Source organism: Pseudomonas sp. LBUM1646 (assembly GCF_059716165.1).
This window is the reverse complement of record NZ_CP166810.1, coordinates 2,883,964-2,903,186: the sequence shown is the minus strand read 5'-3', so window position 1 is coordinate 2,903,186 and position 19,223 is coordinate 2,883,964. Positions and strand designations below refer to the sequence as shown.

The window sequence follows — 19,223 nt, the reverse complement described above, 5'->3', positions numbered from 1 at the left end:
TCAATTTTTAAGGTTCGGACCCTGTTGGGGCGTCTGCAGCTTAGTTCGTATGCGCAACATTAACGTTGAGCCCAGACGATAAAAATGAAGATATCTGAGCAAAAGGAACAGGACGGCAATACAGATAACCTTGCATGATCTGACAGCCTTGCTCCAGAAGCGCATCGGCCTGTTCCTGGGTCTCTACACCTTCGGCCACCAATTCAAGACCTAGCGCCTGACCCAACTTGATGATCGCTTCAATAATTGCCGAATCGCTTTTGTCGGTGAGCATATCTCGCACAAAACTCTGATCTATTTTCAGAACATCAATGGGAAACCGTTTGAGATAAGCCAGGCTCGAATAACCGGTGCCGAAATCGTCGATAGAAATGCGAACCCCGAGCGTCTTCAAATCGAAGAGGGTTTCTCGAGTGTTATCAATGTCTCTTGCCAGAACCCCTTCGGTAATCTCCAGCTCCAGGAATTTTGCTTGCAGTCCAGACTCGACCAAGATGCTTTTCACCATGGCCAGAAAGGATTCCTCGCGAAACTGCACAGCAGAGATGTTCACGCTAATTGAAATGTCATGACCCAGTTCACGAAGCACCCTCGTGTCCTTGCAGGCCTGGAGCAGCACATATTTGCCAATCGGAATGATCAAGCCTGTTTCTTCAGCCAATGGTATGAAATCTGCGGGCGAGACCAGAACGCCGTCATGGTTGCGCCATCGGATCAATGCCTCCATTCCAACGATCCGGTTATGCCGTGCATCAATCTTCGCCTGGTAAAAGACCTCAAAAACACCCTCTTCCAAAGCCCTGCGCATATGGCGCTCAAGCAGGTGCCTGGCACGCATGCTGCTCTCGATATGCGAAGAGAAAAAACAATAGCGATTACGACCTGCAAGCTTCGCCTGATACATGGCTGCGTCGGCATGCCGGTACAGGGACTCCATATCGTCGCTATCTTCAGGAAATACACTGATGCCGATACTCGCGCTGAGGTCGTATCGGTTTGCCTGGATTGAAAAAGGACTGGAGATGGTGGCCAGCACCCTTTCAGCGAAGTCACCGACGGCATCGAAACTCACCACCTCGGGCAGGAGGAGGATGAACTCGTCGCCTCCCTGCCTGCTGACGGTGTCCTCGACGAGCATGGATCGCGATAATCGCGATGCCACCTCCTGCAACACCAAGTCGCCGACCGAGTGGCCCATCGAATCGTTGATTGCTTTGAAGTTGTCCAGATCAAGCAGCAGCATCGCCACACGGCCATTGTTGCGACGGGCCTTTTGTAACGCCTGCTCGGTACGATCCTGCAGCAGGATTCTGTTGGGCAGCCCCGTCAGTGCATCGTGATTGGCGAGCCTCTTGGCCTCATTGCGCAAGGCGATATGAGCTTTGATATGGGCTCTGGCAACCGGGATATTCAGCGGCTTTTGAATGAAGTCCACCGCCCCGCACTCCAGAGCGAAAAGCTCCTCGTTGGTCTGCGTGTGAGCGCTTACAAAAATGACCGCGGCGTCCAACAGCTCCGGATCGGACTTCAGCGCCCGGCACACCTCGAAACCATTCATGCCCGGCATTTCGATGTCGAGCAACACCACATCGGGCCGGCATTGACGAGCAATCTCAAGCGCCTGCTGACCACTTTGGGCGATATGGACCTCAGCTAAATCATGCACTGCAGTGCTTAGAATTCTCAGGTCGGTGACTTGATCATCGACGATCAGGAGGACTGGTTTGAGGCTAAACGTCTTGTCGCGCATTCCGTTGCTCCTGGCAAATCCCTTGCATTTAATAACCAGCAAACCTGAACAGCTTCGATCTGCGCCGGAACACCCCGCCTGCCAGTCCCTATCGGTCTCAGGCCAGGCCGGCTAATCGTTGAAGTCTTTCAAGGTCTGCTTCGGGTTCACCGTTGTTCATGGCGGCAGCAAGGCGCATCACCACTTGTTCGCGGCGAACGTGCATAGGAGGCAACGCATAAATAGCGCCTATCAACTCACGTAGAACCATAGGCAGTCCCCAGCGTGCTTTCAAGCGAACGGCAAAAGGCGCTGCAAAATCGCGGACTGCGTGCAAGAGCGTTTCTTCGTCGACGCTATTGCCCTGGTTCTCCCATTTCTGAGTTTGGTAAAGCACACAGAGTTCGCCCATGCGGTGCAACAGGGCGGCACTTTGCAGGGGCGCGGGGTCCAGACCGCATTGTTGAGCCAATAGAACAACCCTTTCAGTCAAACGCTCCGCATCATCTAAATGCGCCTGGATGGAAGTCATCAGCATGCCGTCAGGTTGAGTATTGGTCTGTCGCAGGGCTTGGCTGATCGCCAGATTCACGCTGGTAAGCCCTCCCAGCCGCGTCAGGGCACCGTGCAAATTCGTGCAGGGCTGGCCGAGCCCGAGATAGGCAGCACCGTTGGCCGCGGCGATCAAATGGGCGCATAGCGCCGGGTCGTGCTGCCAGTCATTGGCGAGTTCCCGCAAATCCATCGACGCCCCGCCATAGCCAAGTTGAAGCTTGTCCTTTACCGAGGCCAGTAAAGGCAAGTCCAACTCATCCGCGGACAAACCACTGAGATAGCTCATCAGGTCTTCAGTGCTGACAGTGGTCGCTCGAGGGGGCTCATCAAGCGGAAGGAGCGCGTCCAGGCATTGAACGACACGCGAAACCTGGAATGGCTTGGTGAAAAAGGCGCTAACTCTCAGCGACTTTACTGCCAACACACTGTCTCGATCAGCGCGTCCGGTGATCATAATCAGCGGCGTGTCTTGATCTTTTTCGCGAATTTTCTGCAACAGGTTGACGCCGGGGGCATCCGGTAGATTCCAGTCGGCCATCACCAACTGGTAGGTGCTTGGCTGCCAAGCGTCTAAAGCACTAGCGACATCGATAAAGCAATCGACCTGGGCAACCGGGCGGATGCTCAACACGAGCTGCTTTAAAAGATCGGATATCCAGGGGTCATCATCCAGAATCATCACTCTCATTCGGTATCCTCACTGGATTGACACGCAACTTCGCACGTCTCAGGGACCAGAATTATCAGTCACCTGCAAAAAATTGACGTCGTTGAGATCAAAGGATGAGGTTGTAACCAGGCGAATTTGAGCAAGTCACGGCAACTTCCCTTTGGTTGATGGCCAGATGGCATCCTTGAGGACCGAATCTATTCCTCGCCAGCAAACTATACAAGCGATCAACACGGCACCGGCTCGCTGGTCATTTCGCGGAAGGTGAGCTATGACAGCAACGCTTGAGGGCACTTCGTGAAGCCGCGAATGGTCTAGTGTTGCTCAAGCCCGGCGATCGCCCCACTTTCTGAAAAGGCACCGACCATGATCATCGTCCATCACCTGAACAACTCCCGTTCCCAGCGCATTCTCTGGCTGCTGGAAGAACTGGCGATCCCCTACGAACTGAAGCTCTATCAGCGCGACCCGAAGACCAACCTCGCGCCGCCGGAATTGAAAGCCATTGATGCGCTGGGCAAATCACCGGTGATCGAGGACGGCGCGCAGAAGCTCATCGAGTCCGCCGCGATCATCGACTACCTGATTCGCCGTCACGGCCAGGGGCGCCTGCAACCTGATCCGTCCACCGCCGCCTACGATCAATACGTGCAGTGGCTGCACTTCGCCGAAGGCTCGGCGATGCTGCCGTTGATGCTGAATCTGTACGTCGGCAAGCTGGGTGAAGCCGGTGCGCCGTTGCATCCACGAATCAACTCGGAAGTGGCCAACTACCTGAGCTACCTCGACACGGCACTGAGTGGCTCCGATTATCTGCTCGGCGATGAATTCAGCGCCGCCGACATCCAGATGAGCTTTATCGGCGAGATCGCCAGAGCCCAGGGCAAGTTGCGTGACTACCCTCACATTGCCGCCTGGGTTGAACGCTTCCAGGCGCGGCCGGCCTATGCCGCTGCCTTGAAAACAGGTGGCAAGTACGATTTCGCGCCACACTGAGTGAACATGTGCGGACCAGGGACGGTCCGCAGAATCGGGAGCCAACCATGCCGGCCATAGAACTTCACGCCGCCCAGCGCGATGAGCTGGAGACGATTGAAAACCTGATGCAGTTCTACGTGTACGACTTCAGCGAGTGGCTGCCGCTGAAGCTTGGTGAACAGGGGTTATTCAACATCCAGCCCAAATCGGGTTACTGGCGCAGTCCGGCGACGCAGCCGTTCCTGATCAAGGTTGACGGCGAGCTGGCCGGATTCGTGACTGTGGATGATGAAACCCACGTGGCCGGCGCAGAGTTCAACATCGGCTATTTTTTTGTCAGCCGACGCTTTCGTGGCCAAGGCGTCGCGAAGTTTGTCGCTTCCACCCTCTTGAGCCGGCTCCCCGGTCAATGGCAGATTTTCCACATCGATGTGAACCAGCCTGCAAGGCTGTTCTGGAGTCGAATCCTGCCCGAACTTTCGGGTGGTGCATTTACCCTGCATCACCTTCCGGTGGACGGTTATCCGTGCACCTTGTACCACTTCCAAAGCCAGCGTCTGTCGTCCTGAACGGCGCTCACCCTTCCGTTTTTAATTCCAGAATGACTTTGTCCGACAATATGTAGTGACCAAAAATAATCACTACATAACCGTTGACGCCGTCGATTTGCCCTTGCATGATGCAGACAGCTCCCCGATCGGGAGTACAGGCAACACGTTTGAGCAAGCTCGTCTGACCGCCGAGCTGTTTTTCCCGGATACACGCTGCCCACAAGGCAGATTGAAGAAGCTGACCTGGCCCGAACGTCCAGTACAAGGACGAGAAGCGCTGGCGAAACGTTCTCATGAAGCTTGTGGCCGACCCTGAAAACGTCGGCAGTGGCCTCCAGGTTTCGCCGCTTCTCTTCGTTGTGACGCTATTGCGTAGCAGTTATTCAACACGACTACATGCAACAGACGCGAGACCCCGTCAATTTGATGGCTGACCGCTGACGTCCTGGTTTCGGTGCCAGGGATCAACTAACCGATGGGCTACCTGTATTAGCGAATCAACTTTGAAAGATCACCAAATGGTCAAGGGGCTTAATTATGAATCTGAACAATCAACCTACTATCGATGAACTGGCTCGTATGTTCGCTGAGCAAAAAGACAGCCACGACAGCCATATCCTGTGGATCAGCAAGTCGGGCCAGGTGCACATGGACTGCCTGTCGCCCCATGCTCACGAAGCAGAGTTCGACCAGAACAACCAGAACTTGCTGGCCCGCCTGAAGATGTACCGTCGCGGCCAGGGCTACGTCGGCAAGAAAGCCGCGGCCGACAAGGACTTCATCGGTAATGTTCTGCAAACTCTGAAACAGGCGTGGGCATCGATGCAGAACCAGAACGAAGTTCGGGTGATTGATCGGTTCTACTAACCAGGATTGAAAAAGGGCCTGCTCCCATCACGGAGCAGGCCCTTTTTTATGCGCGACATTTGCTACCGCTAAGCTGGCTTCATCCCCAACACCAGATCGACAAACGCCAACGCCGCCGCACTGTGGTAGTTATTCCGACGACGTAACAACGCCGCCCCCCGCTGCGGCGCTTCACCCTGCAACGCAATCTTGCGCAACGCCCGATCCTCGGTCGCAATCGCCTCCGGCAAAATGGTCGCGACCGCCGTATGCCGAATCACCTCCAGCAACGTACTTACCGAATTCACCTCGATCACTACTTTGGGCGTGATGGCTTGCTGGCGGAAATATTCGTCGATGGACGACCGGGTAATGAACTCCGGTGCCAGCAACGCAAACTCCAGTTGCGCCACTTCATTCGGCGCCAACGCCCCTCGGCTCTCGTACAACGGATGATCGCGCCCGACCATCACCCCCAGCGTCTCGACAAACGCCGGGATGCACTCGATCTCGGGATTACGAACCGGCGTAAAGGCAATGGCGATGTCCAGTGAGTCATCCGCCAGCCCAGCCTCGATGTCGTCCATGGACAGTTCGAAAATCTCCAGGTGGATGTTGGGGAAGCACGCCACGTAATCGCGCACCAGCGGCCCTACCAGGTACGCCATGAAAGTCGGCGTCATCGCCAGGCGCAAGCTGCCGCGGGACAAGTCCTTCACGTCATGCAACGCCCGCTTACCCGCCTCCAGCTCCACCAGCACCCGTCGCGCGCATTCGATGTAGGCCACGCCGGCATCGGTGGGCTTGACCGTGCGCGAAGTGCGGTCGAATAGGCTGACGCCGAGGGTTTCTTCCAGTTGCCGGATCTGTTGCGACAGGGTCGGCTGGGACACGTGCAGCGCCTCGGCGGCGCGGGTGAAGCCGCCGTGGTCGGCGACCGCGATCAGGTAACGCAGATGTCGGAGCAGCATGGGAACACCATCTATAGGCTGTACTTATGCGCAGCATTGTATATCGGTCTTGGACGCTATGGATCAATCGGCAGAAGATTGCTCCACACACAGCACAACCCAATCCGATAAAGGAGTCACACCATGCAACAGTCCCACGCTTACAACGACCAGAGTCTGGCCCTGACCACTTCGATCCTCGACGCCAAGGCGCGCAAAAACCTGTCCTGGCAGGACCTGACCGACGGCACCGGCCTGGGTCTGGCGTACGTCACCGCCGCCTTGCTTGGCCAACACCCGCTGCCAGAAGCCGCCGCCAAAGTGGTCGGCGAGAAGCTGGACCTGGACGCTGACAGCATCGCCCGTCTGCAGATCATCCCGTTGCGTGGCAGCCTTTCGGGTGTGCCAACCGACCCGACCATCTACCGCTTCCACGAAATGATCCAGATCTACGGCACCACCTTGAAAGCCCTGGTTCATGAGCAATTCGGCGACGGCATCATCAGCGCGATCAACTTCAAGCTCGACATGAAGAAAGTCGAAGACCCGGAAGGCGGCTCCCGCGCCGTGATCACCCTGGACGGCAAGTTCCTGCCACTGCGTCCTTTCTAAATCAGTACCGGCCCGCGCTTAACGTGCGGGCCAACCACCCCGACCTCTTCCACTCGCCACGTTCATCTGGAGGCTGCCCCATGTACAAATTTCTGCTCGCACTCTCGCTGATCGCCGGCCTGGCAACCCAGGCTCAGGCCCAGGACAGCGCCGTCGCCTACCAGTACGGCATGGACCTGGATGTCGCCCAAGTCGTCAGCATCACCCCGGTCGCCGATGTCTGCGGCCCGGCACCGGTGGAGATGACGTACCTCGACTCCAAAGGCGTCACCCACATTCTGCAATACAGCGAATTCGGCACCGGTTGCTCAAACTGAGCCGCCACCGTTCATCACTTATAAGGAAGCAAACATGAAAGCGCTCATCGACGGTTTTTTGAAGTTCCAGAACGAAGCCTTTCCACAACGCACTGACCTGTTCAAACACCTGGCCACCACCCAGCACCCTGGCACCTTGTTCATCACCTGTTCCGACAGCCGCGTCGTGCCGGAACTGCTGACCCAGCAAGAACCCGGTGAACTGTTTGTAATCCGCAACGCCGGCAACATCGTCCCTTCCTACAGCCCGCATCCGGGCGGTGTCTCGGCCACGGTCGAATACGCGGTCGCCGTGCTCGGCGTGACTGACATCGTGATTTGCGGCCATTCCGACTGCGGCGCCATGACCGCCGTGGCCAAGTGCAAATGCATGGATCACCTGCCTGCCGTCAGCGGCTGGTTGCAACACGCCGAGTCGGCCAAGGTCATCAACGAATCCCGCACCCACGCCAATGAAGCGGCCAAGGTCAGTTCGATGGTGCGCGAGAACGTCATCGCCCAATTGGCGAATATCCAGACCCACCCGAGCGTGCGCCTGGCCCAGGAAAAAGGTCAGTTGAACCTGCATGGTTGGGTGTACGACATCGAGACCGGTTCGATTGATGCGCTGGACGCTGACAGCCGCAGCTTTGTGTCCCTGGCCGAGCATCCGGTGACGTGCGCGATTCAAGCGCGATCCGTAGACGCCGCAGCCTGAGAGAGGAACATCGATATTCAACTGATAGCCGACGCAGCGCCCCCGGTTAACGGGAGCGCTGCCGTCAGGCTTTATCTGTCGTCAGGCCGACGATCAGTGGTTTCTTCCGCATTGGGCGGTGTTGAAGTGCTTCCTGGCTTGAACACATGAGTCCGCAAGCCACTGGCCTCGACATCGACAACGCCATTAATCGTGCGAGCCAGGTCCATCGCCTGTTCGCACTGTCTATGGGTGTCGACGAGGCCGCTCAACGCCACCGTACCGGCGTGAGTTTTGACGTGGATATGCAGGCCAAGGCCGGAATCGGCCTTGGTCAGGGCCGACTTGACCCTGGCGGTAATCCACGCATCGCGAGCGACCGTCGCCAGGCCATGGGAGTACTGCTCAAAGGAATGAAGTTTCATGGTGAAAACCTCCATTACGCAAACACAGACACCCTTTCAGTATAGTTCGCTCGTTGCGCGGCTCAGCGTTTGACCGACAGATCGGTCTGGGTCATGCGACTGCGAATGGTGAATACCCCATCGCCCGAAAGAATCGCACTGCGAGCGAACAGGCGACCGCTTTCCCAGTTCGAAAGCCCCAGTTCCGGCTTGTTCAGCGCGTATTGGCCGTCGACCCAGCGAGTGATGCCGTTGCCGACAAACGGGGCATTGACCGCGTTGTAGAAACGCTCGTGCGCCTCGGCGGTTTCACTGATCAGCGACACGGTGAATTGCGGGCTGTAGCGGTTGAACAACGTAACGGCCTGATCGAGGTCGTCAACGATTTTCAGGCTGACTTCCGGGGTTTCTTCCCACTCCCACTCGCGGCCCAATTGATCTTCCGCCAGCGGCTCGGCCAACGCTTCGGTGACGTAGCCTTCGGCGCGGTAGACCTCGACGCTGGCGGTCTGCCAATCGCTCGGCAAGTACGATTCGCTGCCTTCGACGATGTGCAATTTGCAGCCCTGGCCGCGAGCCGTGCCGGCCTGCTTCAAAGCCTCAAGAAATAGCGGCACCAGTTCGGCGGCACGGTCGCGCTGGATCAGGCAAACGTTGAGGGTGTTGCAGACTTTGCGATCCAGCGAGTTGCGCACCACGGCGGCAAAACGCGTGGTATCGGCGGCTTTATCGGCGATCAGCCAGGCACCGCCGGTGCCATGCAAGCTGACGGCGGTGCCGGCCTGTTGGGCGATGCTGCCCAGTTGACTGACGGCCCGACCCGAACCACGGGCCACGGCCAGCGATAGACGCCGGTCGGCGAACATCGCCCAACCGGCGGCATGATTGACGCTTTCCACCAGCGACACCGCGCCGCTCGGCAACCCGGCGTCGGCCAGTGCCGGATTCAAGGCGTGCTCGACGATGGCTTGCGCAGTGCCCAACGCATCGCTACCAATGCGCAACACCGCCGTGTTGCCGGTGCGCAGCACGCCAGCGGCGTCGGCAAACACATTCGGCCGACCCTCAAAGACGAAGGCGACGATGCCCAGCGGCGACACCACTTGCTCGACTTTCCAGCCATCATGCTCGACGCAACTGATGACTTTGCCGCGAGTGGCCGACGCATCGCGCCAGGCCCGCAGGCCGGAGATCATGTCGCGGCGCATGCGTTCGTCGGCCAGCAAGCGCGTGGTGGAACGGCCACGGGCCTTGGCGCGTTCGATGTCGGCCAGGTTGGCGGCCTCGATCAAGGCCCAGGCCTCCTGGGTTTCCAGGCGTTGGGCAAACAGGTCGAAGAACTCGCTGATGGCTTCGTCCGACACCACCGACATCGCAGTGAATGCCGCTTGCGCGCGCTCGATCGCCACGGCCGCTGCTTGCTGGTCCACCACCGGGATCAACAACAATTCGCCGCTGACCTGCTCCACCAGCAAATGGTCACCGGGCTGAAAGCGTGCCGCCAGTTCGGGGCTGACCACGGAGACACGATTACCGGCAAAAGGGATTGGCGTGCCAGCGACGAGACGTTCGAGCATCAGGGACATGAAGCGGTTTCACCATGCAGAGGGGCGGCCGGAAAATGTATAGGAAAACGACCGAAGCGTCATTACTGGCGCGGAGTCTTAGAACACCGACCAGCCAATCCGCTGACTCAACAATTCCAGAGCCGCCATGCCCGCCAGCGAGTTGCCGGCGGCATTCAATTCCGGCGACCAGACGCACACGGTGAACTGCCCTGGCACCACCGCGACAATCCCGCCGCCGACGCCGCTTTTGCCCGGCAGGCCGACACGGTAGGCGAAGTTGCCGGCTTCGTCATAGAGACCGCTGGTGGCCATGATCGAGTTGACTTGTTGGGTCTGGCGGGCGGTGAGGATTTGTTCGCCGCTGTGTTTGCAGAAACCGTCGTTGGCCAGGAAGCAGAACGCTCGCGCCAGGTCGACGCAGCTCATGCGCAGGGCGCAGTGGCTGAAATAGCTGCGCAACACGGCTTCGACGTCGTTGTGGAAATTGCCGAACGATTGCATCAGGTACGCCATGGCGGCGTTGCGCGCGCGGTGCTGGTATTCGGATTCGGCGACCTTGCCGTCCACCATCACCTGCGGGTTGCCGGACAGGCGCCGGACAAAATCGCGCATCGACAGGGCCGGCGCGGCAAAGCGCGACTGGTTGATGTCGCAGATCACCAGCGCCCCGGCATTGATGAACGGATTGCGCGGGCGGCCGCGTTCGAATTCCAGCTGCACCAGCGAGTTGAACGGCTGGCCGGACGGCTCGTGCCCCAGACGTTCCCAGATGGCTTCGCCGGAGTGGCCGATGGCCTGCACCAGGCTGAACACCTTGGAAATACTCTGCACCGAGAACAGCGTCTCAGCGTCGCCCGCGCAGTACAACTCGCCGTCATTGCCATACACGGCAATGCCCAGCTGATTGGCCGGCACCGTGCCGAGGGCGGGAATGTAGTCAGCCACCTTGCCCTGGCCGATCAGGGGACGAACTGCGTCAAGGATCTCGTTCAACAGCGCTTGCATGCCGGGTTCCGAAGTCTCGCCCCATGGGTTTTCGGGGACACAGACGCTAGACGCCACTGGTGCGGGGCGGATCACAGTTTTGTAGGGGAATGTATCTGGCGCCCGTTCAGATACATGAAGTTGCACCACGGCACCTTTCGGACATACCGCCCACACATCCGGTTGAAAAACTCTTGCCGTCTGCTGACTCAGGTCGGCCCTTGTTCAGGAGCGTTGTCATGAATGCCTCAATCCCTCGTTACCACGGCTGGTCGCTGTTTGGCCTGCTGTCCTTGCTGGTGCTGCTGATGACCGGCCTGATCCTGGTGCTCAACCCCGATCTGGTGGAAGCCACCCGCAGCGCGATTCGCGCCACGGCCCGGACCTCGTTTGCGTTGTTTCTGGCGGCGTTCCTGGCGTCCGCTTTTGCCGTGCTGGTGCCCTCGCCCTTCACTAAATCCCTGGTGCGTGAGCGGCGGTTTATTGGTTTGGCGTTTGCCTTTTCGCATCTGGTGCATGCGGTGTTGATCTACAGCTATGGGCAGTTGAACCCCGAATTTTGGCCGGGGCGCACCACGGTGGGTAATATTCCGGGGTCGGTCGGCTATCTGTTCATCTTGTTGATGGCGCTGACTTCATTCAAAACCACCGCGAAGCTGATCGGCCCCAAAGCCTGGAAAGCTCTGCATATAACGGGGATGTGGGTGATTGCGGCGGTGTTTACCTACTCCAATTTCAAGCGGATACCGATGAGCGCGTGGTATGTGTTGCCGTTCGGGATGATGTGCGCGGCGATTGCCGTTCGGCTGGTGGGTAAGTGGGCGGTGAAGAACAAGCGCAGCCAAAACCGTGCCTATTCCTGAGTGAAATATGCCCCCTGTAGGAGCTGCCGAAGGCTGCGATCTTTTGATCTTGTTTTTAAGAAGCAAAGTCAAAAGATCGCAGCCTTCGGCAGCTCCTACGTATCAAAGTGTGTACAGCCGCCCTCTCGATACACCTCCCGCCTAAAACCCCGTCTCAACGACACACCGCAGATACACCCGCTTGATCAAATGTGCTGGTCGATTGGCCCAGCCGATCAAAGCCCTCACGGAGATCAAGCCCATGAACACCTCACTGTCTTCGGCCGTCAAAGGCCTGCACCTGAACCTCGACCGCGCCGGCAGCTGGGTTGCGCCGCTGACCTTGCGGGTCTTTCTCGCCTGGGAGTTTTTCGAGTCGGGCCTGGAGAAATGGAACGGTGAGAACTGGTTCGCCGATATCCAGGACGCCTTCCCGTTTCCGTTCAACCACGTACCGGCCACGTTGAACTGGGAACTGTCGATGTGGGCCGAGCTCATCTGCGCCCTCGCCCTGTTGGTGGGCCTGGGCACGCGGGTGTCGGCGATTATCCTGATGGTGGTCACTGTCGTCGCAACCGCGGCTGTTCATTGGCCCGCCGATTGGTCTACATTGGGTGAACTTGCCCAGGGCTATGCCATCAGTAACAAAGGACACGGTAACTTCAAGCTGCCGCTGATCTACCTGGCCGCCCTGATGCCGCTGTTACTGGCGGGTGCCGGAAAGCTCAGCCTTGATGCCTTGCTGGCTCGATGGTTCTGGCGCCGTCACAATGACTGACACACTCGCTGAATAAGCTGCAACCGCCCCCTCACTTGCCAAGACAGGAGCCACCATGAGCGTGACCACCCAATGGATCGAGATCGACAGCCCCGAAGGTAAATTCGGTGCTTACCTGGCGATTCCCCATACCCAAAAGGGTCCGGGGATTGTGTTGATCCAGGAGATCTTCGGCGTCAACGAACACATCCGCTCGGTCGCCGAGCAATACGCCGCCGACGGCTACCTGGTGATTGCGCCGGACCTGTTCTGGCGCAGCGGCCCGCGCATCGAACTGGGCTACGACGAAGCCGGCTGGAAACGTGCGGTCGAGTTGATGAACGCCACCGACGTGAACGCGGCCCAGGCCGATATCAAACTGGCCATCGATGCCCTGCAGGCGCAACCGGGCCTGGATGGCGGCATCGCGTCCATCGGTTACTGCTTCGGCGGTTTGCTGTCGTATCACACCGCCGCCAACGGTTTCGTCGACGTGGCCATTGCCTATTACGGCGGCGGCATCCAGAACCAATTGGACCGTGCCGATGAAATCGCGGTGCCGATTCTGATGCACTTCGGCGAGGCGGACAGCCATATTCCATTAGAAGCGGTGGAGAAAATCGCTGAGCGTTTCGACAACAACGACAACGTTGAAATTGTGGTGTATCCGGAGGCCGAGCACGGCTTCAACTGTTCACACCGCGACAGTTACAACCAACGTGCGGCGGTTGAGGCCCATGGCAACACCCTGATTTTCCTGGGTATGGAACTCTAAAACTGATAAACCGGCGACGCGAACCCGGTTCGCGCCGCTGGTTAATTACACGCTACTTCGCGACCTCAATCGACACCAGCGTCGCTGTCGATCCCGCCAGTTGAAACTCGAAGTCCACCGAATCCCCGACCTTCACCCCAGCCAGTTGCGCCTCGGTGGCGCGAAAGCCCATGGTCATTGGCGGCCATTGCACCGCCGGCACTGCGCCGTGGGCGATGGTAACTGTGTGTTTCTCGCCGTCGATGGCCTTGATCGTGCCGGCAGCCTTGGCCACCGGGGCTTGCTGTTGCGTTGGTGCGGCGTCCATTTTCATTCCCGGCATGTCCTGCGCGTAAGCAGCAAACGACAGCGCAGCAACGGTCGTGGCGACAGCCATCAGAGTCAGTTTCATTGGATAGTTCCTTCAGTGAGGGTGGTTTGAACAAGCAATTGACGGCGACGCATCAAGCGGTACGCAGCCGGGATGACAAACAGGGATAACAACGGCGCGGTGACCATCCCGCCGACCATGGGCGCGGCGATACGGCTCATGACTTCGCTGCCGGCACCGCTGCCGAGCAGGATCGGCAACAGGCCGGCGATGATCACGGCCACGGTCATGGCCTTGGGACGAACCCGCTGCACCGCGCCCTCGCGAATGGCCGCGACCAGTCCGGCATCGGTACGGTCGCTCTCGGCCCAGGCATTCTTCAGATAGAGCAGCATGATCACGCCAAACTCGGCAGACACCCCGGCCAAGGCAATGAAGCCGACCCCGGTGGCCACCGACAAATTGAACCCCAGCCAATAGAGAAACCATGCGCCGCCCGCCAGGGCGAACGGCAACGTGGCCATGATCAGTAAGGCCTCGTCGAACCGAGCAAAGGTCAGGTACAGCAGCACAAAGATGATCACCAGCGTCGCTGGCACCACCAGTTTGAGGCGGGCGTTGGCCCGTTCCAGAAACTCGAACTGCCCGGAGTAACTCAGGCTCATGCCCGGCTGTAACTTGACCTGTTCGCTGACCACGCGGCGCAGGTCGTCGACCACCGACGCAATGTCGCGCCCGCGCACATCGATGTAGACCCAGCCGGACGGTCGAGCGTTTTCGCTCTTGAGCATTGGCGGGCCATCCGTAACCCGAACCTGCGCCACCGTACCGAGGGTGATCAGGCTGCCCAACGGTGTGGAGATCGGCAGTTGTTCCAGCGCGCCCACCGAGTCACGCCACTCACGGGGATAGCGCACGTTGATCGGGAAGCGCGCCCGGCCTTCGATGGTTTCCCCGACGTTTTCACCACCGATGGCCCCGGCGACGATCGCTTGCACATCGGCAATGTTGAGGCCATAGCGCGCGGCGGCTTGACGGTCGATATCGACATCGATGTAGCGCCCGCCGGTCAAGCGTTCGGCCAGCGCCGAACTGACCCCTGGCACGGCTTTGGCCGCGCGTTCGACCGCTTGGGTGACGGCATCGATCTGCGCCAGATCGCTGCCGGCGACCTTGACCCCGATCGGGCTCTTGATGCCAGTGGCGAGCATGTCGATGCGGTTGCGGATCGGCGGGATCCAGATATTAGTCAGCCCCGGCACGCGGACGATCCGATCCAGTTCTTCCACGAGCTTTTCCGAAGTCATACCCGACCGCCATTGATCCTTGGGCTTGAACTGGATCGTGGTTTCGAACATCTCCAGCGGTGCCGGATCGGTGGCGGTTTCGGCACGACCGGCCTTGCCGAAAACGTGTTCGACTTCCGGCACGGTCTTGATCAGCCGATCCGTCTGTTGCAGCAATTGCGCCGCTTTTTGTGCCGACAAACCGGGCAGTGCCGACGGCATGTAGAGCAAGTCCCCTTCGTCCATCGGCGGCAGGAACTCGCCGCCCAGGCGCGACACCGGCCACAGCGTGCTGACAAACACCAGCAACGCCACCAGCAAGGTGACTTTCGGCCAGCGCAACACAGCATCCAGCGCCGGTTGATAGATCTTGATCAGCCAACGGTTCAATGGGTTGTGCTGTTCATCCGGGATCCGTCCGCGAATCCAGTAACCCATCAGCACCGGCACCAATGTCACCGCCAACCCAGCCGCCGCCGCCATGGCGTAGGTCTTGGTGAACGCCAGCGGGCCAAACAGCCGCCCTTCCTGCGCTTGCAGGGTGAACACCGGAATGAACGACAGCGTGATGATCAACAGACAGAAAAACAGCGCCGGTCCGACCTCCACGGCCGCTTCGGTCATCACCTGCCAATGCCGTTCACCCTTCAACTCTTCCCCGGGATGCCTGCGGTGCCAGACCTCGATCTTCTTGTGGGCGTTTTCGATCATCACCACCGCAGCATCGACCATGGCGCCGATGGCAATCGCAATCCCGCCCAGAGACATGATGTTGGCGTTAATCCCCTGATGGCGCATGACGATGAACGCGATCAACACCCCCACCGGCAGCGAGATGATCGCCACCAGCGCCGAGCGCAAATGCCAGAGGAAGATCCCGCAAACCAGCGCGACGACGATGAATTCCTCGATCAGTTTATGGCTGAGGTTTTCCACGGCGCGGTCGATCAACTGGCTGCGGTCGTAGGTGGTGACGATCTCCACGCCGGGCGGCAGGCTGCTTTTGAGCTGATCAAGTTTGGTTTTGACCGCGGCAATGGTTTCCCGGGCATTCTTGCCGCTGCGCAGAATCACCACCCCGCCGACCGTTTCGCCCTGGCCGTCGAGTTCAGTGATGCCACGGCGCATTTCCGGGCCCAGTTGAATCGTTGCCACGTCACCGAGGGTCACGGGCACGCTGCCGGCACCGAGCTTTAATGGAATGGCGCGGAAATCATCGAGGGTCTTCAGGTAACCAGAAGCGCGCACGATGTATTCGGTTTCCGCCATCTCCAGCACGGCGCCGCCGGTTTCCGAATTGGCCTTGCCGATGGCTTCGGTCACCTGGGTCTGAGTGATCCCCAGCGTGGCCATTTTCAGTGGATCGAGCTGCACCTGATACTGCTTGACCATCCCGCCAACGGTGGCAACTTCCGCAACGTTGGGCAGGGTCTTGAGCTCGAACTTGAGGAACCAGTCCTGCAAGGCCCGCAACTGCGCCAGGTCATGCCCGCCACTGCGATCGACCAAGGCGTACTGGTAAATCCAGCCGACCCCGGTGGCGTCTGGCCCCAGCGCCGGTTTGGCGCTGGCCGGCAGACGGCTCTGGACCTGGCTCAGGTATTCCAGCACCCGGGAACGCGCCCAGTACAGGTCGGTGCCATCCTCGAACAGCACGTAGACAAAGCTGTCGCCGAAAAACGAATAGCCGCGCACCGTCTTCGCTCCCGGCACCGAAAGCATGGTGGTTGCCAGTGGATAGGTCACCTGGTTCTCGACGATTTGCGGCGCCTGGCCGGCGTACGGTGTGCGGATGATTACCTGGACATCGGAGAGGTCCGGCAGCGCATCGATGGGCGTACTTTGTACCGACCAAACACCCCAGGCCGTGATGAACAGGGTCGCCAGCAGCACGAGGAAACGGTTGGCCACGGACCAGCGAATCAGTGCGGCGATCATGGCTGGCCTCCAGCTTTATCCAGGGGCTGGGCGACGATCCCTTTGAGGCTGGCGTCGGAGTCGAGCAGGAACTGCCCCGAACTGACGACCTTCTGGCCCTCCTCCAACCCGTTGAGCACGGCGGTTTTGCCCGCGTTTTCCGTCCCGGCTTGCACCTCGACCGGACGGTAGCGCCCGCCGTCTTCGGCGAGCATCACCAGTACCCGCTTGCCGGTGCGAATCAACGCCTCGCTCGGCACCCACAGCGCCGATTGAGCGGCGGCAGTGTTCAAGCGCACTTGCGCCGTCAGGCCGGGACGCAAGCGACCGTCGGGATTGGGCAGTTCGACCCGCACGCTGACGGTACGGCTGTCGGCACTGGTTTGCGGCAGGATCACGCTGACCGTGCCGCGCAGGATGGCGTTTGGGTAGGCTGCCAGCCTGGCCTCAACGGTCTGGCCGACCCGAACCGCGCCGGCGAGGGACTCCGGCACCGCCACCGCCAGCCAGACGCTGCTCAGGCCATTGACCCGGGCTAGCGTCTCGCCGACGGCCAGGGTCATGCCATTACGTACATTCAACTCCTGCAATGCGCCGGCAATCGGGGTGGTCAGGGTCTGGGTCAGCTGTACTTTGCCGCTACGTTCGACCTGAGCAATCAACGCAGCCGGCATTCCAGTCAGACGCAGGCGCTGGCGAGCCGCTGCCAGCAGCCCTGCATCACCCATGCGCTTGAGCGCCAGGAATTCTTCCTGAGCCGCCGCCCATTCCGGCACCAAAATATCCGCCAACGGCGCGCCCGCCTTCAGCACATCACCCGGCGCCAAGGCATACACGCGCTCGACAAACCCCGGTGCGCGGACCTGAATCACCGCCACATCGCGTTCGTTGTAACTCAGTACGCCCGCCGCTTCGAAGCTTACGGCCAGAGCGCCACGGGTGACTGTCGCCAGACGAACACCGAGGTTCTGGGTAACGCCCGGGTCGATCTTGATCGCCGTCGTTTGCGCCACGCCGTCGGAGTAACGCGGCACCAGTTCCATGTCCATGAACGGTGATTTGCCGGGTTTGTCGAACTTCTGCTGCGGGTACATCGGGTCGTACCAATACAGGGCTTTGCGTTCGTCCTGTGCAGAGGCCGTTGGCATGTTCGATTCAGGTTTATGGGCCAACCAATAGCCGCCGACACCACCCGCCATCAGTGATAAGCCGACCCACAAAACGCTTTTAGAAAGACTCATTGGCGGCCTCCCCGTAGGCGAAATACAGGCGTGCGCTGGTCAGCGCTTTTTGCTCGTTGACGTCGATCTGTTTTAGCTGCGCTTCGATCAGTTCACGTCGGGCCGCAACCACCGCCGACACATCGCTTTTGCCGGCGCGGTAACTGGCCAGGGTCAGCTCAGCCTTCTCTTTAGCCAGCGGCAACAGGCTTTCTTGAGTTCGCCGCGCGGCACGGTCCAGCCGCTGGTAGTCGGCCAGTTGCGTCTCCAGTTGTTCGGTGTGCTCGCGCAGTTGCGCCTCGCGCTCGGCTTCCAGTTGATTGAGCTCGGCATGTCGGGCGGCGATCTTGGGGTTTTGCCGGGTTTCGGGGAACAGCGGCAGGTCGAAGGTGAATTGCACGCTGACCATGTCGCCGAACTCACGCCCACGCTTCTGGTAATCGAGCTCCCAGCTCCAATCGGAGGATTTATCGGCTTCGGCTTCACGGACTTTGGCCTGGGCTTCGCGGGTCATGGGGCCAAACGCGGCCAGTGCCGGGTGATGCTCAAGTTTGTGGCTATAGCCCAAGGTATCGATGGGCCATTGCGGCCAGTTGCCGCTGGGTTGTTCATTGGCGGCGGGACCGATCCAGCGCTTGAGGGTGGCGCGGGCCTGGGCTCGTTCGAGTTGCAACTGGTCCTGTTGCTCATCGAGTTGCGCGGCTTCCTGTTTCGGCGTGACAGCATCGGCCGGTTGCGCGCGACCGCTGGCGATCTGCGCGCGGACGGTGTCGCTCAACAGTCGATTCTCGCGATAGAACTGCTGAAACAACGCCTGCTTGAGTTCCACCGAATAGCTGCCGATCCACGCCAGTGCCGTGGCTTGACGCACGTTCAGGCGTTCGACCCGACCTAGGGCCGCCGCCAGGTCAACCGCAGCTTCAGCGACTTCAGTACGCGCGCGGCGCTTGTCGCGGTTGGGCATTTCCTGCATCACGCCGACCATTTGCATGGTCATGAAATCGTGATCCAGGGTTCCGCGATCAGGGCCGCCGACCGGGAAGTTCTGCACGCCGAGCAACAGCTTCGGGTCGGGCAATTCGCCGGCCGGGATCGCGGCACTTCTGGCCGCCTGGAGTTTTTCCGCCTGGGCGGTGAGCGACGGCGCGTTGTGATCGGCCAGGCGCAAGGCTTCATCCAGGGTCAACGGGGCAGCAACGCACGGCAAAGCCAGTACGCTTGCCGCCAGGGCAGCCGCGAGCGGCCACCGTGTGCGGGAGCACATGGAGTTCATGTT

Annotated in this window: 20 protein-coding genes; 9 read left to right on the top strand and 11 right to left on the bottom strand. The window is 59.6% G+C overall.

Translation table 11 applies throughout. From position 1 onward, the window contains the following. Window positions 1-40 precede the first annotated feature (40 nt). Window positions 41-1,750, bottom strand: coding sequence for a two-component system response regulator (locus ACA071_RS13440; RefSeq protein ID WP_497644790.1), 1,710 nt, complete (start codon window positions 1,748-1,750; stop codon window positions 41-43). Window positions 1,751-1,847: 97 nt separating this feature from the next. After that, window positions 1,848-2,972, bottom strand: a complete 1,125-nt coding sequence (locus ACA071_RS13435) for a response regulator (protein WP_497644789.1) — start codon at window positions 2,970-2,972, stop codon at window positions 1,848-1,850. Between the two features lie 348 nt (window positions 2,973-3,320). Here ACA071_RS13435 and ACA071_RS13430 point away from each other — a divergent pair, with 348 nt between their 5' ends. Both ACA071_RS13430 and ACA071_RS13425 read left to right on the top strand, forming a co-directional pair. Continuing rightward, on the top strand, window positions 3,321-3,950 hold the full coding sequence (locus tag ACA071_RS13430; RefSeq protein ID WP_169370196.1) for a glutathione S-transferase family protein: 630 nt from the start codon (window positions 3,321-3,323) through the stop codon (window positions 3,948-3,950). A gap of 47 nt (window positions 3,951-3,997) precedes the next feature. Beyond that, entirely contained in the window at window positions 3,998-4,501 is a 504-nt protein-coding gene (locus ACA071_RS13425) for a GNAT family N-acetyltransferase (RefSeq protein ID WP_497644788.1), read from the top strand. 7 nt (window positions 4,502-4,508) lie between these two features. Here the strand turns inward: ACA071_RS13425 and ACA071_RS13420 are convergent, their stop codons facing one another. After that, window positions 4,509-4,778, bottom strand: coding sequence for a hypothetical protein (locus ACA071_RS13420; protein ID WP_497644787.1), 270 nt, complete (start codon window positions 4,776-4,778; stop codon window positions 4,509-4,511). Window positions 4,779-5,020: 242 nt separating this feature from the next. Here ACA071_RS13420 and ACA071_RS13415 point away from each other — a divergent pair, with 242 nt between their 5' ends. Continuing rightward, window positions 5,021-5,350 carry a hypothetical protein gene (locus ACA071_RS13415; protein ID WP_169370198.1) on the top strand — a complete coding sequence of 110 codons (330 nt, stop codon included), beginning with the start codon at window positions 5,021-5,023 and terminating at the stop codon, window positions 5,348-5,350. Between the two features lie 68 nt (window positions 5,351-5,418). Here ACA071_RS13415 and cynR read toward each other — a convergent pair whose 3' ends face one another. Then, window positions 5,419-6,300: a transcriptional regulator CynR gene (gene cynR / locus ACA071_RS13410; RefSeq protein ID WP_497644786.1), complete on the bottom strand. Its 882-nt coding sequence runs from the start codon at window positions 6,298-6,300 to the stop codon at window positions 5,419-5,421. A gap of 123 nt (window positions 6,301-6,423) precedes the next feature. Between cynR and cynS the strand changes: the two genes are divergently transcribed. From cynS to ACA071_RS13395, 3 genes are all read left to right on the top strand, one after another. Beyond that, complete coding sequence (cynS, locus tag ACA071_RS13405) at window positions 6,424-6,891, top strand: cyanase (protein WP_133836027.1); 468 nt, start codon at window positions 6,424-6,426, stop codon at window positions 6,889-6,891. An 80-nt stretch (window positions 6,892-6,971) separates the two neighbouring features. Next, complete coding sequence (locus ACA071_RS13400) at window positions 6,972-7,208, top strand: DUF2790 domain-containing protein (protein ID WP_497644785.1); 237 nt, start codon at window positions 6,972-6,974, stop codon at window positions 7,206-7,208. A 34-nt stretch (window positions 7,209-7,242) separates the two neighbouring features. Further along, window positions 7,243-7,905: a carbonic anhydrase gene (locus tag ACA071_RS13395; RefSeq protein ID WP_497644784.1), complete on the top strand. Its 663-nt coding sequence runs from the start codon at window positions 7,243-7,245 to the stop codon at window positions 7,903-7,905. Between the two features lie 71 nt (window positions 7,906-7,976). Here the strand turns inward: ACA071_RS13395 and ACA071_RS13390 are convergent, their stop codons facing one another. From ACA071_RS13390 to glsB, 3 genes are all read right to left on the bottom strand, one after another. Continuing rightward, window positions 7,977-8,309, bottom strand: a complete 333-nt coding sequence (locus ACA071_RS13390) for a BON domain-containing protein (RefSeq protein WP_497644783.1) — start codon at window positions 8,307-8,309, stop codon at window positions 7,977-7,979. Window positions 8,310-8,371: 62 nt separating this feature from the next. Then, on the bottom strand, window positions 8,372-9,874 hold the full coding sequence (locus ACA071_RS13385) for an aldehyde dehydrogenase family protein (RefSeq protein ID WP_497644782.1): 1,503 nt from the start codon (window positions 9,872-9,874) through the stop codon (window positions 8,372-8,374). Between the two features lie 78 nt (window positions 9,875-9,952). Then, window positions 9,953-10,861, bottom strand: coding sequence for a glutaminase B (gene glsB / locus ACA071_RS13380; RefSeq protein ID WP_497644781.1), 909 nt, complete (start codon window positions 10,859-10,861; stop codon window positions 9,953-9,955). Window positions 10,862-11,079: 218 nt separating this feature from the next. Here glsB and ACA071_RS13375 point away from each other — a divergent pair, with 218 nt between their 5' ends. The 3 genes from ACA071_RS13375 to ACA071_RS13365 all read left to right on the top strand — a co-directional run bounded on the left by ACA071_RS13375 (window position 11,080) and on the right by ACA071_RS13365 (window position 13,214). Beyond that, on the top strand, window positions 11,080-11,703 hold the full coding sequence (locus ACA071_RS13375; RefSeq protein ID WP_497644780.1) for a ferric reductase-like transmembrane domain-containing protein: 624 nt from the start codon (window positions 11,080-11,082) through the stop codon (window positions 11,701-11,703). 241 nt (window positions 11,704-11,944) lie between these two features. Beyond that, a complete protein-coding gene (locus ACA071_RS13370; RefSeq protein ID WP_497644779.1) occupies window positions 11,945-12,460 on the top strand; it encodes an HvfX family Cu-binding RiPP maturation protein in 516 nt (171 codons plus the stop codon). 55 nt (window positions 12,461-12,515) lie between these two features. Next, the gene (locus ACA071_RS13365; protein WP_497644778.1) at window positions 12,516-13,214 is read left to right on the top strand and encodes a dienelactone hydrolase family protein; all 699 of its coding nucleotides are present in this window, start codon (window positions 12,516-12,518) and stop codon (window positions 13,212-13,214) included. A gap of 52 nt (window positions 13,215-13,266) precedes the next feature. Here ACA071_RS13365 and ACA071_RS13360 read toward each other — a convergent pair whose 3' ends face one another. Genes ACA071_RS13360 through ACA071_RS13345 form a run of 4 tightly spaced genes read right to left on the bottom strand, consistent with a single transcriptional unit; the run spans window position 13,267 to window position 19,220 of the window. Next, window positions 13,267-13,605 carry a copper-binding protein gene (locus ACA071_RS13360; RefSeq protein ID WP_497644777.1) on the bottom strand — a complete coding sequence of 113 codons (339 nt, stop codon included), beginning with the start codon at window positions 13,603-13,605 and terminating at the stop codon, window positions 13,267-13,269. Beyond that, window positions 13,602-16,748, bottom strand: coding sequence for an efflux RND transporter permease subunit (locus tag ACA071_RS13355; protein WP_497644776.1), 3,147 nt, complete (start codon window positions 16,746-16,748; stop codon window positions 13,602-13,604). Before ACA071_RS13355 ends, ACA071_RS13360 begins: the two co-directional genes overlap by 4 nt. Next, window positions 16,745-17,968, bottom strand: coding sequence for an efflux RND transporter periplasmic adaptor subunit (locus tag ACA071_RS13350; protein ID WP_497644775.1), 1,224 nt, complete (start codon window positions 17,966-17,968; stop codon window positions 16,745-16,747). The genes ACA071_RS13355 and ACA071_RS13350 overlap by 4 nt, the downstream gene beginning before the upstream one ends. After that, window positions 17,955-19,220: a TolC family protein gene (locus ACA071_RS13345; RefSeq protein ID WP_497644774.1), complete on the bottom strand. Its 1,266-nt coding sequence runs from the start codon at window positions 19,218-19,220 to the stop codon at window positions 17,955-17,957. The genes ACA071_RS13350 and ACA071_RS13345 overlap by 14 nt, the downstream gene beginning before the upstream one ends. Window positions 19,221-19,223 lie beyond the last annotated feature (3 nt).

What these genes read in the sequence shown, in the direction of transcription:
- ACA071_RS13440 (WP_497644790.1), bottom strand. Translation starts at nt 1,750, where the DNA reads ATGCGCGACAAGACGTTTAGCCTCAAACCAGTCCTCCTGATCGTCGAT.
- ACA071_RS13435 (WP_497644789.1), bottom strand. Translation starts at nt 2,972, where the DNA reads ATGAGAGTGATGATTCTGGATGATGACCCCTGGATATCCGATCTTTTA.
- ACA071_RS13430 (WP_169370196.1), top strand. Translation starts at nt 3,321, where the DNA reads ATGATCATCGTCCATCACCTGAACAACTCCCGTTCCCAGCGCATTCTC.
- ACA071_RS13425 (WP_497644788.1), top strand. Translation starts at nt 3,998, where the DNA reads ATGCCGGCCATAGAACTTCACGCCGCCCAGCGCGATGAGCTGGAGACG.
- ACA071_RS13420 (WP_497644787.1), bottom strand. Translation starts at nt 4,778, where the DNA reads ATGAGAACGTTTCGCCAGCGCTTCTCGTCCTTGTACTGGACGTTCGGG.
- ACA071_RS13415 (WP_169370198.1), top strand. Translation starts at nt 5,021, where the DNA reads ATGAATCTGAACAATCAACCTACTATCGATGAACTGGCTCGTATGTTC.
- cynR (WP_497644786.1), bottom strand. Translation starts at nt 6,300, where the DNA reads ATGCTGCTCCGACATCTGCGTTACCTGATCGCGGTCGCCGACCACGGC.
- cynS (WP_133836027.1), top strand. Translation starts at nt 6,424, where the DNA reads ATGCAACAGTCCCACGCTTACAACGACCAGAGTCTGGCCCTGACCACT.
- ACA071_RS13400 (WP_497644785.1), top strand. Translation starts at nt 6,972, where the DNA reads ATGTACAAATTTCTGCTCGCACTCTCGCTGATCGCCGGCCTGGCAACC.
- ACA071_RS13395 (WP_497644784.1), top strand. Translation starts at nt 7,243, where the DNA reads ATGAAAGCGCTCATCGACGGTTTTTTGAAGTTCCAGAACGAAGCCTTT.
- ACA071_RS13390 (WP_497644783.1), bottom strand. Translation starts at nt 8,309, where the DNA reads ATGAAACTTCATTCCTTTGAGCAGTACTCCCATGGCCTGGCGACGGTC.
- ACA071_RS13385 (WP_497644782.1), bottom strand. Translation starts at nt 9,874, where the DNA reads ATGTCCCTGATGCTCGAACGTCTCGTCGCTGGCACGCCAATCCCTTTT.
- glsB (WP_497644781.1), bottom strand. Translation starts at nt 10,861, where the DNA reads ATGCAAGCGCTGTTGAACGAGATCCTTGACGCAGTTCGTCCCCTGATC.
- ACA071_RS13375 (WP_497644780.1), top strand. Translation starts at nt 11,080, where the DNA reads ATGAATGCCTCAATCCCTCGTTACCACGGCTGGTCGCTGTTTGGCCTG.
- ACA071_RS13370 (WP_497644779.1), top strand. Translation starts at nt 11,945, where the DNA reads ATGAACACCTCACTGTCTTCGGCCGTCAAAGGCCTGCACCTGAACCTC.
- ACA071_RS13365 (WP_497644778.1), top strand. Translation starts at nt 12,516, where the DNA reads ATGAGCGTGACCACCCAATGGATCGAGATCGACAGCCCCGAAGGTAAA.
- ACA071_RS13360 (WP_497644777.1), bottom strand. Translation starts at nt 13,605, where the DNA reads ATGAAACTGACTCTGATGGCTGTCGCCACGACCGTTGCTGCGCTGTCG.
- ACA071_RS13355 (WP_497644776.1), bottom strand. Translation starts at nt 16,748, where the DNA reads ATGATCGCCGCACTGATTCGCTGGTCCGTGGCCAACCGTTTCCTCGTG.
- ACA071_RS13350 (WP_497644775.1), bottom strand. Translation starts at nt 17,968, where the DNA reads ATGAGTCTTTCTAAAAGCGTTTTGTGGGTCGGCTTATCACTGATGGCG.
- ACA071_RS13345 (WP_497644774.1), bottom strand. Translation starts at nt 19,220, where the DNA reads ATGAACTCCATGTGCTCCCGCACACGGTGGCCGCTCGCGGCTGCCCTG.